Genomic DNA, 12,365 nt, shown 5'->3' with positions numbered 1-12,365 from the left:
ATCAACCTCAGACGGCCTTAGTTCAGTTCAATAGCGAAGTAGTCGCGCGCATTGTTAAAGCAGATGTTTCTCACCATTTCGCCCAGCAGCTGAATATCGGCCGGCGCTTCGCCTGCGGTGACCCAGCGGCCAATCATCTGGCACAGAATGCGGCGGAAATATTCATGGCGAGTATAGGAAAGGAAGCTGCGGCTGTCGGTCAGCATGCCGACAAAGCGGCTCAGCAGACCAAGCTGCGCCAGCTGGGTCATCTGACGCTCCATGCCATCTTTCTGGTCGTTGAACCACCAGCCGGAACCGAACTGCATTTTGCCCGGCATCCCTTCGCCCTGGAAGTTACCGATCATGGTGCCCAGCACTTCGTTATCGCGTGGGTTCAGGCAGTACAGAATGGTTTTTGGCAGCAGGTTCTCTTCGTTCTGTTTGCTCAGCAGTCTGGAGAGCTCTTCGGCCAGCGGACGGTCGTTGATGGAGTCGAAACCGACGTCGGCGCCCAGCAGCTTGAACTGACGCAGGTTGTTGTTGCGCAGCGCGCCAATGTGGTACTGCTGCACCCAGCCGCGACGGGCATATTCTGCCGCCAGCCAGACCAGTACCGCAGTTTTGAACTGCGCCACTTCATGCTCGCTCAGGGTTTCACCCGCCAGGCGGCGCGCCAGGATGCTGTCCAGCTCGGCTTCGTTCGCCTCAGCAAACAGCACCACGTCCAGCGCATGGTCAGACACTTTACAGCCGTGAGCCGCGAAGTGATCCAGACGCTTCGTCAGCGCGGTCTGCAGATCGCCGAAACGGCGGATCTCGGTATCAGAGACTTCACTCAGCTTCGCCATGTAGTCGGCAAAGGTCGCCTGCTCAATGTTGAACGCTTTATCCGGGCGCCAGCTTGGCAGCACTTTCACGTCAAACGAGCTGTCTTTCGCGACAACGGCGTGATGCTCCAGAGAGTCAATCGGATCGTCGGTGGTGCCGACCATCTTCACGTTCATCTGCTTCATGATGCCGCGGGCAGAGAATTTATCCTGGGCCAGCAGCTCATTACATTCGTTCCAGATCTCATCCGCGGTAGACGGAGAGAGCAGCTTGCCGGTGATCCCGAATGGACGGCGCAGCTCCAGATGGGTCCAGTGGTAGAGCGGGTTACCAATGGTGTGCGGCACGGTCGCTGCCCAGGCATCGAATTTTTCACGGTCAGACGCGTCACCGGTACAGAGGCGTTCCGCCACCCCGTTGGTGCGCATGGCGCGCCACTTGTAATGGTCGCCTTTCAGCCAGATGTCATACAGGTTTTTAAAACGGTAATTTTCGGCGACCTGCTGCGGCGGAAGGTGGCAGTGGTAGTCGAAAATCGGCTGGTCTTTCGCGTAATCATGGTACAGGCGGCGGGCAAATTCGGTATCTAACAGAAAATCTTCAGTCATAAACGGCGTCATGTCGTCATCCTCTTAACGGGCACGTCAGAAAACAGCAATGTTCAGATGCTGCAAAGTTATCACACCAATTTCCAGAGGCCGATGATTTTTTCGTGAGTTAGATCAATAAACGTCGACAAATAATCTACATCTAAAGTGTTAAACAGCGCTTAACGCCGCGCCAGCTCTGGCCTGACACAGACTCGACATTACCCTTACAATTATTGACACATTTGTGATGTCACTCACCTTTTAAAGTTGTATGACAAGTTATCGTTCTGCCGTCGCAAATTATAAGCCGACGGAATGCATTACCGGTGCCACAGGCGTCGGACTCAGCGGTAAGGATACCGAATTATGCACGTTACTTATGGCAAGGTTCGGGCCGTACCGGGAGCATTCCCGGTTACGCCCTCCCGTTGAAAACATCTCACGCAATGCATAGAGATGCCCGTACTCCGGTGCGGCAATAACATAACGATGAGGTTTTACATGCGTAAAATTAAAGGGTTACGTTGGTACATGATCGCACTGGTGACGCTCGGCACCGTGCTGGGCTACCTGACGCGTAATACCATAGCGGCGGCTGCGCCAACGCTGATGGAAGAGTTGCACATCTCCACGCAACAATACTCCTATATTATCGCGGCCTATTCCGCGGCTTACACCATCATGCAGCCGGTAGCAGGCTACGTGCTGGATATTCTGGGTACGAAAGTTGGCTACGCCGTATTCGCCGTCACCTGGGCCATCTTCTGCGGCGCAACCGCGCTGGCAGGCAGCTGGGGTGGCCTGGCGCTGGCCCGTGGCGCGGTAGGTGCTGCGGAAGCGGCGATGATCCCTGCGGGTCTGAAAGCGGCATCCGAGTGGTTCCCGGCGAAAGAGCGCTCCATCGCGGTGGGCTACTTCAACGTGGGTTCCTCTATCGGCGCGATGATTGCTCCGCCGCTGGTGGTATGGGCTATCGTGATGCACAGCTGGCAGCTGGCGTTTATTCTCTCCGGCGTACTGAGCTTCGCCTGGGCGATGTGCTGGCTGATCTTCTACAAACACCCGCGCGATCAGAAGAAACTCTCTGATGAAGAACGCGACTACATCATCGGCGGCCAGGAGTCCCAGCACCAGACCAATAACGGCAAGAAGATGTCTGTTCTGCAGATTCTGGGTACCCGTCAGTTCTGGGGTATCGCCCTGCCGCGTTTCCTGGCTGAGCCTGCATGGGGTACGTTCAACGCCTGGATCCCGCTGTTCATGTTTAAAGTTTACGGCTTTAACCTGAAAGAGATCGCCATGTTCGCCTGGATGCCAATGCTGTTCGCAGACCTGGGCTGTATCGTCGGGGGTTACCTGCCACCGCTGTTCCAGCGCTGGTTCGGCGTGAACCTGATCGTCTCCCGTAAAATGGTTGTCACCATGGGTGCCGTACTGATGATTGGCCCGGGGATGATTGGTCTGTTCACCAGCCCGTATATCGCGATTGCGCTGCTGTGCGTCGGGGGCTTTGCTCACCAGTCTCTCTCCGGTGCGCTGATCACCCTCTCTTCTGATGTCTTCGGGCGTAATGAAGTGGCGACCGCTAACGGCCTGACCGGGATGGCAGCCTGGACCGCCAGCACCCTGTTCGCCCTGGTGGTCGGTGCGCTGGCTGACACCATCGGCTTTAGCCCGCTGTTCGCGGTACTGGCTATCTTCGACCTGCTGGGTGCAGTGCTTATCTGGACGGTGCTGAAAAGCAAGTCCGCAGAGGAGCTGTTGCAAGAGTCCGTTGGAAGGCCCGCGACTCAGAGCTAGATTTATTGCCGGGTGGCGCTTCGCTTACCCGGCCTACTAAACCGCCAGGGCGCGCAAGCGAAGCGCAGCCTGGTATATAAAAGCCGCTCCCGAGCGGCTTTTTTGCGGGTCAAATCTGGAGACAAAGGGGTAAAAGTGGTATAACAAATCATTAGCCATACCTTGCCTGGAGCGCATATGGAAATCAACGAACCCCGTCGTCTTTATCAGCAACTTGCTGCCGAGCTGAAATCGCGCATCGAGCAAGGCGTTTATCTGGTAGGCGACAAGTTACCTGCCGAGCGTTTTATCGCTGATGAGAAGAGCGTAAGCCGCACCGTGGTTCGTGAAGCCATCATCATGCTGGAAGTGGAAGGCTATGTTGAAGTGCGTAAAGGTTCTGGCATTCATGTTATCTCCAGCCAGCCAAAACACTCCCCGGCCCCGGACGAAAATCTGGAATTTGCCAATTACGGCCCCTTTGAGCTGCTCCAGGCTCGTCAGCTTATTGAGAGTAATATCGCCGAGTTCGCGGCGACGCAGGTGACCAAGCAGGACATCATGAAGTTGATGGAGATCCAGGACAACGCGCGTAAAGAGAAATGCTTCCGCGACTCCGAATGGGACCTGCAGTTTCATGTCCAGGTGGCGCTGGCGACGCAAAACAGTGCGCTTGCGGCAATCGTCGAAAAAATGTGGACTCAGCGCGTTCATAACCCGTACTGGAAAAAACTGCACGATCATATCGATTCCCGCACCGTGGATAACTGGTGTGACGACCACGATAAAATCCTTAAGGCACTGATTCGTAAAGACCCGCATGCGGCAAAAGTGGCGATGTGGCAGCATCTCGAAAACACCAAACAGATGCTGTTCAATGAAACCAGCGACGACTTCGAATTTAACGCCGACCGCTATCTTTTTGCTGAGAATCCGGTGGTTCACCTCGATAGCGCCGTCAGTCACGCAAAATAGTTTTCTTCACGCATCGGCAGGCGCTTCGCTGCGCCTTCCGGCCACGGTGGGTAAGTAAACATATATAGTGTCAGCCTTTGTAAATAGCCTCGCGTCTCCTCCCTGGGTTAAGACAAAATCTATCTGCGGTACATGCAAATACTGTGACGGATCCTATTGGCGTTTGTTACAATTAGATGCAATTTGCCGTTTAGCTTGTTAGTTAGTGCTTGCTTACTTAGCCATTTAACAGGGAACAGTTTGGCCACACACTGTGTCCGCGAGCGACCATAATGAAATTATAAAAAATGTCGCCGTGCTGTTTGACCCGGTTGACAGGTGCGTCGTTAACCGCTTTCCAGGAACACTGAATGGAACTTTTGACCCAACTACTTAATGCCTTATGGGCCCAGGATTTCGAAACGCTGGCCAATCCGTCCATGATTGGCATGCTCTATTTTGTCCTGTTTATGATTCTGTTTCTTGAAAACGGTCTGCTTCCTGCCGCTTTCCTGCCTGGCGATAGTCTGCTGGTGCTGGTTGGCGTGCTGTGCGCAAAAGGGGCAATGCAATTTCCGCAAACCGTCCTGCTGCTGACCATTGCCGCCAGCCTCGGCTGCTGGTTGAGCTATATCCAGGGGCGATGGCTTGGCAATACGCGTATCGTGCAGAACTGGCTATCGCACCTGCCGGCACACTATCATCAACGGGCGCATCACCTGTTCCACAAGCACGGGCTTTCCGCGCTGCTGGTGGGCCGCTTTATCGCCTTTGTCCGCACCCTGCTGCCAACCATTGCCGGTCTTTCCGGCCTTAGCAGCACGCGTTTTCAGTTCTTTAACTGGATGAGCGGCCTGCTGTGGGTGCTGATCCTTACCACACTGGGCTATCTGCTTGGCAAAACGCCGGTATTCCTGAAATATGAAGATCAGCTGATGTCCTGCCTGATGCTGCTGCCGGTCGTGCTGCTGGTGTTCGGGCTGATTGGTTCGCTGGTGGTTCTCTGGAAGAAAAAACATGGAAGTCAGGGCTAACGACATGGCCAATCCTAACGCGTCAATGCGCCGTCTCTCTTACGCCATGGTCGCGCTGGTGATGTTCAGCGCCCTGCTGCTGGCCTGGGCGGCGCTGCAAAAACAGGAATCGACGCTGGCGATCCGCGCGGTCAATCAGGGCGTCAGCATGCCGGATGGTTTCTCCATCTGGCATCACCTGGATGCCAACGGTATTCAGTTCAAAAGTATTACCCCGCAGAAAGATGTGCTGCTGATCACCTTCGACTCCAGCGTACAAAGCGCTGCCGCGAAAAAGGTGCTCGATCGCAGCCTGCCGCATGGCTATATCATTGCTCAACAGGATAATGACAATCAGGCGGTGGTCTGGCTGACCCGTCTGCGTGATACATCGCGTCTGTTAGGCTAAATTTCCACTATTCTGAATCTTTTCACTTACTTTGGTGATATCCCCGTTTACTTACTATGCTTAAGTACGCGGAGCACCTCTCACACGTACTCCGCACGACTCTGGAATTCGACATTTCCGCAGGTTACGTCGAAAACAATGGAAGGTTTCAACAATGAATTACCGCATCGCCCTGGGCCTCGCCCTTTTTTCTTTGAGCACAGCTTCGTTCGCTTCGTCTCTTTGTCAGGAGAAGGAACAGGATATTCAACGCGAGATCAGTTACGCTGAAAAGCATAACAATCAGAGCAGAATCAATGGATTGAATAAAGCGCTGAGCGAAGTTAAAGCTAACTGTTCTGATAGCAAACTGCGTGCCGATCATCAGCACAAAATTGCCGAACAGAAAGAAGAAATTGCTGAACGCCGCCGGGATCTGGCGGAGGCAAAGGAGAAAGGCGATGCAGACAAAGTTGCCAAACGTGAGCAGAAACTGCAAGAAGCGCAGAACGAACTGAAAGCGCTGGAGTCTCGCGATTACTGATTTAACGGACATCGTAACAGGAGAGAATCATGTCAAAAGATACCACGTCAGACCATTTACGCGCTGAACTGAAGTCCCTGGCGGATACCCTGGAAGAGGTACTGAGCTCCTCTGGCAATAAGTCGAAAGAAGAGCTGAGCAAACTGCGTAATAAAGCGGAGCAGGCCCTGCACGAAAGCCGCTATCGTCTGGGCGAAACCAGCGATGCGCTGGCTAAACAGACCCGTGAGGCTGCCGCGCGCGCTGATGAGTATGTGCGTGAGAATCCGTGGGCCGGCGTAGGTATCGGTGCTGCGGTTGGCGTTGTCATCGGCATGCTGCTTACGCGACGTTAATTATGGAAGATTCACGTCAACCACAAGGGCCCGCAAAAAACGTTCTCGGTATCGGACAGCGGATTTTGACTACTCTCGTCGGCATCGCAGAGACGCGTATCCGGCTGGCAGTAGTTGAACTGGAAGAAGAGAAAGCGAACCTCTTTCAGCTGCTACTGATGCTGGGGTTGACTATGCTCTTCGCCGCCTTTGGCCTGATGAGCCTGATGGTATTGATTATCTGGGCAGTCGATCCGCAGTATCGTCTTAATGTGATGATTGGCACCACCGTGGTGCTGCTGCTTGCTGCTCTGATAGGGGGAATATGGACGATGCGCAAAGTGCGCCAGTCGACCCTGCTACATCATACCCGTAAGGAACTCGCCAACGACCGGTCACTGCTGGAGGATGACAAAAAGTGAGCAGAAGCCGAGCGGAACGTGAGCGAGAAAAGGCATTTTTGCTGAGCCAGATCCAGCAGCAACGGCTGGATCTGTCGGCTGGCACCCGTGACTGGCTGGAAGCCACGCACAGCTATGACCGCGGGTGGAATATGTTTCTGAACCTGCGGGCATGGGCGCTGATAGGGAGCAGCATTCTGGCGGTGAGGGCCGTGCGCCATCCGAATATGCTGATCCGCTGGGCGCGCCGCGGTCTGGGCATCTGGAGCGCGTGGAAGATGATTAAAACCACCCTTACCCAGCAGCAGCTCCGCAAACAAGAAACCCGCTGACGTTTACCCTGCCTCACCCTGTAAAGCGCCTCCTGGCGCTTTACTTTTATCCTTCCCTTCTTATTACTCAATATCTTTGATAAAGATTGACAGTTTTCCTTGCTAACAATCCCCATTCGCCCCGTTTATGATTCTCTCCATCGACAGCGAGACCGCGGCATACGCCCGATTTTGCACAATAAATAGTATTTACAGCCCAAGTGGTTCCCTGGAGAGTAAGATGAAAAAATTAGAAGATGTTGGTGTACTGGTAGCGCGCGTTCTGATGCCAATCCTGTTTATTACCGCTGGCTGGAGCAAAATCGGGGGTTACGCCGGTACGCAACAGTATATGGAAGCGATGGGCGTTCCGGGGTTCCTGCTGCCGCTGACCATTCTGCTTGAACTGGGGGGTGGCCTGGCCATTCTGTTCGGTTTCCTGACCCGGACTACCGCACTGTTCACCGCAGGCTTCACACTGCTGACCGCGTTCCTGTTCCACAGCAACTTTGCGGAAGGGGTGAACTCTCTGATGTTCATGAAAAACCTGACTATCGCAGGCGGTTATCTGCTGCTGGCTATCACCGGTCCTGGCGCGTTCAGTATTGACCGCGTCCTGAATAAGAAGTGGTAAGCACGCTATACTGAATCAAAAAGCGAGGGGATCTCTCCTCGCTTTTGCTATCTAAGGAGGAATAGATGGGACAACTCGTAGACGGCGTCTGGCAGGATACCTGGTATGACACCAAATCAACCGGGGGGCGTTTCAAACGTTCTGTTTCGGCCTTCCGTAACTGGCTCACTGCCGACGGTGCGCCTGGCCCGAGCGGCGAAGGCGGCTTTGCGGCTGAGAAAGATCGTTACCACCTCTATGTTTCTCTGGCCTGTCCGTGGGCGCATCGCACCCTGATCGTCCGTGCCCTGAAGGGGCTGGAAGCGCTGATCCCCGTCTCGGTGGTGCATCCGCTGATGCTGGAGAACGGCTGGACTTTCGGCGATGATTTCCCGGCGGCGACCGGCGACTCGCTCTATCACCATGATTTTCTCTACCAGCTCTACCTGCACGCCGATCCCCACTACACCGGCCGCGTTACCGTTCCGGTACTGTGGGATAAGAAAAATCAGACCATCGTCAGCAATGAGTCGGCCGAGATCATCCGCATGTTTAACACCGCGTTTGATGCTCACGGCGCCCGGGCAGGCGATTTTTATCCGCCCGCGCTGCGCGATAAGATCGATGACCTGAATAGCTGGATCTACGACAACGTGAACAACGGCGTCTATAAGGCCGGGTTTGCCACCAGCCAGGAAGCTTACGACGAAGCGGTGACCAATGTCTTTGCCTCGCTGGAGCGGCTGGAGCAGATCCTCGGCCAGCACCGCTATCTCACAGGTGACCAGCTGACCGAAGCCGATATCCGCCTCTGGACCACGCTGGTGCGCTTTGACCCGGTTTACGTGACCCACTTCAAGTGCGACAAACACCGGATCAGCGATTACCTCAACCTGCACGGATTCCTGCGCGACATCTATCAGATGCCGGGGATTGCGGAGACGGTCGATTTTGGCCATATCCGTAACCATTACTATCGCAGCCATAAAACCATTAATCCGACGGGCATTATCTCCATTGGCCCGTGGCAGGATCTGAACGAACCGCACGGGCGCGACGTCCGCTTTGGCTAAGCCTCAGGGGCGCTTTTCTGGCGCCCTTTACCCCCCTTTTATTCCCGTCTATGCTTTAGTGGATCGCTTAAAAAACAGATAATTAATTGCTGCGGAGGCCACAAGAAATGGACTGGTATCTGAAAGTACTTCGAAATTATATTGGGTTTAAAGGGCGCGCCCGCCGCAAAGAGTTCTGGATGTTCACCCTGGTGAACTTCATTCTGATCTGCGTGCTGGGGCTGATCGACAAGATGCTGGGCTGGGAGCGGGCTGGCGGCGAAGGCATTCTCACCACCGTGTATGGCTTGCTGGTACTTCTGCCATCTTGGGCCGTGCTGTTTCGCCGGCTGCATGATACTGACCGTTCAGCGTGGTGGCTGCTGCTGGTGCTTATCCCGGTGCTGGGCTGGATCATTATTCTGATCTTCAACTGCCAGCGCGGTACGCCAGGTGAAAACCGTTTTGGGCCGGATCCGTTGCTAAACAACTGATAGTTTGCCCGGCGGCGCTGCGCCTGCCGGGCCTGCAATTTACTTCTGGGTGAACAACTTCTGGATCTCACGCAGACACCAGGATTTGGCCTCGCCCATGCTGTCACGACGCCACGCCATAATAATATCCACTTCACTGGTATATTCCGGGCTCACCACCCGCAGCCGCCCTTCGGCAATATCTTTCTCAACGAACGGATACGGCATGGTCGCCACGCCCAGCCCAGCCAGCAGCGCCTGACGCTTATCTTCAAGGGTGCTGACGGTGAGGCGCGGCTGTTTATCAAGCAGCTGAACGGTTAGTACCGGGCGCTCGCGGGCGGTATCGGCCACCGCCACGCCGCGGTATTTTACGCGGGTCACTTCCGACAGCGGCTCGGGTTCCTGATGAATCGGATGATCCGGTGCGGCGACATAGACATTCATCACGGTATAGAGCTTGCGGGAGTTGATTTCGGACGAGGAGCGGAAGTGCATATCCGGCGCGATCACAATATCCGCCCGGCCCTGCTCCAGGCGCTCCCACGCCCCGGCGAGCACTTCGGTAATAATTGAAAGCTGGGTATTGGCTTTTTCCGCCAGGCGATCCACCAGCGGGTAGAGCGCAGTGGTGGGTACCAATGCTTCGGTGACCAGCGTCAGATGCGTTTCCCAGCCGCGGGCCAGCGCTTCGGCGTCGGTGGTCAGTTTATCCGCCGCCTCCAGCAACACGCGCCCGCGCTCCAGCAGCATGCGGCCAACATTGGTGAATTTTGTTCGGTGACCAGAGCGGTCAAACAGCACCACATCCAGCTCTTCTTCCAGTTTCTGCATGGTGTAACTCAGGGCAGAGGGTACGCGCCCCAGTTCATCCGCTGCCGCCGCAAAGCTGCCGCGACGATCGATGGCGTCCATCACGCGCAGCGCTTCAAGGGTCAATGCTCTCTCTTTAGCCATGGCGTTCTCATTCAGGAAATTTGAACATACCGGGCAGAATATCTGGCTAACAATGCAGCGTCCATACCTTTACCATTGTTTTAGTGTAAAGAGAGGTCAAGTTTTATGATTACGACAAGAACAGCTAAACAGTGCGGACAAGCCGATTTCGGTTGGCTGCAGGCCCGCTACACCTTTTCCTTTGGACACTACTTTGACCCGAAACTGCTGGGCTATGCCTCTTTGCGCGTGCTGAACCAGGAGGTGCTCGCACCCGGCGCCTCATTCCAGCCGCGTACTTATCCAAAAGTGGATATCCTGAATCTGATTCTTGAAGGCGAAGCAGAGTATCGCGACAGCGAGGGCAACCATGTCCAGGCGAAAGCCGGTGAAGCATTGCTGATAGCCACTCAGCCCGGTATCAGCTACAGCGAGCATAACCTCAGCAAAGATAAGACGCTGACGCGCCTGCAGCTGTGGTTAGATGCCTGCCCGGAGCGGGAAAATCCGCTGCTCCAGAAGATCGATCTGCTGGATGCCAAACAGCAGCTGCTGGCCTCGCCAGATGGCAGCGCAGGCAGCCTGCAGCTCCGCCAGCAGGTATGGCTGCATCATATCGAGCTGGATAAAGGGGAGCGTCTGAGTTTTCAGCTGCACGGCCCGCGCGCCTACCTGCAATCTATCCACGGCACGGTACATGCGCAGACGCCCGCTGAGGAGCGTGAAGCGTTAACCTGCGGAGATGGTGCGTTTATTCGCGACGAGGCGAATATCACCCTGGTGGCCGATACGCCGCTGCGTGCGCTGTTGATTGATTTGCCGGTCTGAACCGCCGGCCTCTCCCCGTACAAGGAGAGGCCGTTATTTCAGGCGACTTTCTCCGCCATGATCTCAATGATCTGTTTATCCGTTGCCTGCATTGAACGGCATGCAAGTGAGCACAGATTGGCGATGGACTGTTCCACATCGTGCGCCACAATCCCTTCGTTGCCGGTCACGGCGCAATCATCAAGCGCCATCATTACCGATTTCCAGGCACTGCTGACGCTGGTTGAGACTTTCATCGCGCAGCTGTTCGATGCTCCATCGCAGATCATTCCGCTGACGTCGCCAATCATACTGCTGATCGCCATCTCAATCGCCTTATAGCCCCCGTCCAGCAGCCATGCCATACCTGCTGCCGCGCCCATGGCCGCGGTCGTCGCCGCGCACAATGCCGACAGGCGAGGAAGCTGGTAATGGATATAAATGGCCGAGAGGTGCGAAAGCATCAGGGCCCGCGCCAGTTTTTCCTCATCAGCCTGGAGATATTCCGCCACGACCAGAACCGGCATCGTTGCCGTAATCCCCTGATTACCCGAACCGGAATTGCTCATCGCAGGCAGTGTCGCTCCGCCCATTCGGGCATCTGACGCGGCGCTGGTGCGGATGATTATCTCCGATCCTAACCCCTGGTCGATAAAGCCGCGCGCCTGCTGTCTATGCAACGTCGCGCCAATATGGAGTCCCCATTTGCCGGTTAATCCCTCCCTGGAGAGGGCGTCGTTTAGATGCCCGGCTTCCAGGATAAAACGAATGGCGGAAAACGGAACATGCTCGATAAACTCCAGGATCTGCGACAGCGACGTGCTCGACAGCACTCTCAGGGGATCGCCGCCAGAGCTCTGCGGCTGCTCATCCAGCATAAAGCGTGTTTCGCCCTGATAGCTGATCTGCACGACCCGCGTGTGTCCTCCCGCGATGGTGACGCTTGCCGACTCCGCCCCGGCATAGACAATGGCGCGGGAATAAAGGATTTCGTCGCAGGGTTGCTGCAGTTTTACCTGCACTTTTCCTGCCGCCAGCAGCGCTTTAGCGCGGGCAATCGCCTCGGGCGAAGCATCTTTTAAAACCTCCAGCCCGCCCCGGGGATTGCCACCAATCGCCCCCAGCGCAGCCGCAACAGGCAGGCCAACCATGCCAGTACCTGGTACTGTTACACCCAGTCCATTCTTCATAAAATTCGGTGAAACCCACGCCTCAATTTGCGTGATTTCTCCGCTTAGCTGTTCAGCCGCGATGGCACAAGCCAGCGACAGCGAGACAGGTTCTGTACATCCCAGGGCAGGTTTAACCTCTTCCTGCACCGCGTGAATAAACAGGTTCCATAAAGGGTTTATTTGTTCAGACATCGTTACGACCTTTATT

At 55.3% G+C, this 12,365-nt stretch carries 15 protein-coding genes; 12 read left to right on the top strand and 3 right to left on the bottom strand.

All coding sequences use genetic code 11. The features are described 5' to 3' along the window. Positions 1 to 17: 17 nt before the first annotated feature. A complete protein-coding gene (uxaC, locus tag ACOKCT_RS12540) occupies positions 18 to 1,430 on the bottom strand; it encodes a glucuronate isomerase (protein ID WP_159339905.1) in 1,413 nt (470 codons plus the stop codon). A gap of 471 nt (positions 1,431 to 1,901) precedes the next feature. Here uxaC and ACOKCT_RS12535 point away from each other — a divergent pair, with 471 nt between their 5' ends. From ACOKCT_RS12535 to ACOKCT_RS12485, 11 genes are all read left to right on the top strand, one after another. Next, on the top strand, positions 1,902 to 3,200 hold the full coding sequence (locus ACOKCT_RS12535) for an MFS transporter (RefSeq protein ID WP_159339904.1): 1,299 nt from the start codon (positions 1,902 to 1,904) through the stop codon (positions 3,198 to 3,200). A gap of 177 nt (positions 3,201 to 3,377) precedes the next feature. Continuing rightward, positions 3,378 to 4,154 carry a transcriptional regulator ExuR gene (exuR, locus tag ACOKCT_RS12530; RefSeq protein ID WP_159339903.1) on the top strand — a complete coding sequence of 259 codons (777 nt, stop codon included), beginning with the start codon at positions 3,378 to 3,380 and terminating at the stop codon, positions 4,152 to 4,154. A 350-nt stretch (positions 4,155 to 4,504) separates the two neighbouring features. After that, entirely contained in the window at positions 4,505 to 5,167 is a 663-nt protein-coding gene (yqjA, locus tag ACOKCT_RS12525; protein ID WP_059307126.1) for a DedA family general envelope maintenance protein YqjA, read from the top strand. Between the two features lie 4 nt (positions 5,168 to 5,171). Beyond that, entirely contained in the window at positions 5,172 to 5,555 is a 384-nt protein-coding gene (gene mzrA, locus ACOKCT_RS12520; RefSeq protein WP_103180990.1) for an EnvZ/OmpR regulon moderator MzrA, read from the top strand. Between the two features lie 154 nt (positions 5,556 to 5,709). Further along, a complete protein-coding gene (locus tag ACOKCT_RS12515) occupies positions 5,710 to 6,078 on the top strand; it encodes a DUF1090 domain-containing protein (RefSeq protein WP_103177128.1) in 369 nt (122 codons plus the stop codon). Between the two features lie 29 nt (positions 6,079 to 6,107). Further along, complete coding sequence (locus tag ACOKCT_RS12510) at positions 6,108 to 6,413, top strand: DUF883 family protein (protein ID WP_103177129.1); 306 nt, start codon at positions 6,108 to 6,110, stop codon at positions 6,411 to 6,413. A 2-nt stretch (positions 6,414 to 6,415) separates the two neighbouring features. Next, positions 6,416 to 6,814, top strand: coding sequence for a phage holin family protein (locus ACOKCT_RS12505; RefSeq protein ID WP_103177130.1), 399 nt, complete (start codon positions 6,416 to 6,418; stop codon positions 6,812 to 6,814). Continuing rightward, on the top strand, positions 6,811 to 7,125 hold the full coding sequence (locus tag ACOKCT_RS12500) for a YqjK-like family protein (RefSeq protein WP_420193531.1): 315 nt from the start codon (positions 6,811 to 6,813) through the stop codon (positions 7,123 to 7,125). Before ACOKCT_RS12505 ends, ACOKCT_RS12500 begins: the two co-directional genes overlap by 4 nt. Before the next feature lie 220 nt (positions 7,126 to 7,345). After that, on the top strand, positions 7,346 to 7,738 hold the full coding sequence (locus ACOKCT_RS12495) for a DoxX family protein (RefSeq protein WP_168191992.1): 393 nt from the start codon (positions 7,346 to 7,348) through the stop codon (positions 7,736 to 7,738). Between the two features lie 65 nt (positions 7,739 to 7,803). Continuing rightward, on the top strand, positions 7,804 to 8,790 hold the full coding sequence (locus ACOKCT_RS12490; protein ID WP_103177133.1) for a glutathione S-transferase family protein: 987 nt from the start codon (positions 7,804 to 7,806) through the stop codon (positions 8,788 to 8,790). A 107-nt stretch (positions 8,791 to 8,897) separates the two neighbouring features. Further along, positions 8,898 to 9,263, top strand: a complete 366-nt coding sequence (locus ACOKCT_RS12485) for a DUF805 domain-containing protein (RefSeq protein WP_103177134.1) — start codon at positions 8,898 to 8,900, stop codon at positions 9,261 to 9,263. 39 nt (positions 9,264 to 9,302) lie between these two features. On the opposite strand, the gene yhaJ is transcribed toward ACOKCT_RS12485, so the two are convergent. Next, on the bottom strand, positions 9,303 to 10,199 hold the full coding sequence (yhaJ, locus tag ACOKCT_RS12480) for a DNA-binding transcriptional regulator YhaJ (protein ID WP_103177135.1): 897 nt from the start codon (positions 10,197 to 10,199) through the stop codon (positions 9,303 to 9,305). 105 nt (positions 10,200 to 10,304) lie between these two features. Between yhaJ and ACOKCT_RS12475 the strand changes: the two genes are divergently transcribed. Further along, positions 10,305 to 11,006, top strand: a complete 702-nt coding sequence (locus ACOKCT_RS12475; protein WP_103177136.1) for a pirin family protein — start codon at positions 10,305 to 10,307, stop codon at positions 11,004 to 11,006. Between the two features lie 38 nt (positions 11,007 to 11,044). On the opposite strand, the gene ACOKCT_RS12470 is transcribed toward ACOKCT_RS12475, so the two are convergent. After that, positions 11,045 to 12,349 (bottom strand): serine dehydratase subunit alpha family protein, encoded by a 1,305-nt coding sequence (locus ACOKCT_RS12470; protein ID WP_420193530.1) that lies wholly within the window; start codon positions 12,347 to 12,349, stop codon positions 11,045 to 11,047. Between the last annotated feature and the right edge of the window lie 16 nt (positions 12,350 to 12,365).

Origin of the sequence: Leclercia sp. M-A074-M (assembly GCF_965195605.1) — a bacterium.
GTDB lineage: Bacteria > Pseudomonadota > Gammaproteobacteria > Enterobacterales > Enterobacteriaceae > Enterobacter.
This window is presented reverse-complemented; position numbering and strand designations above follow the sequence as displayed.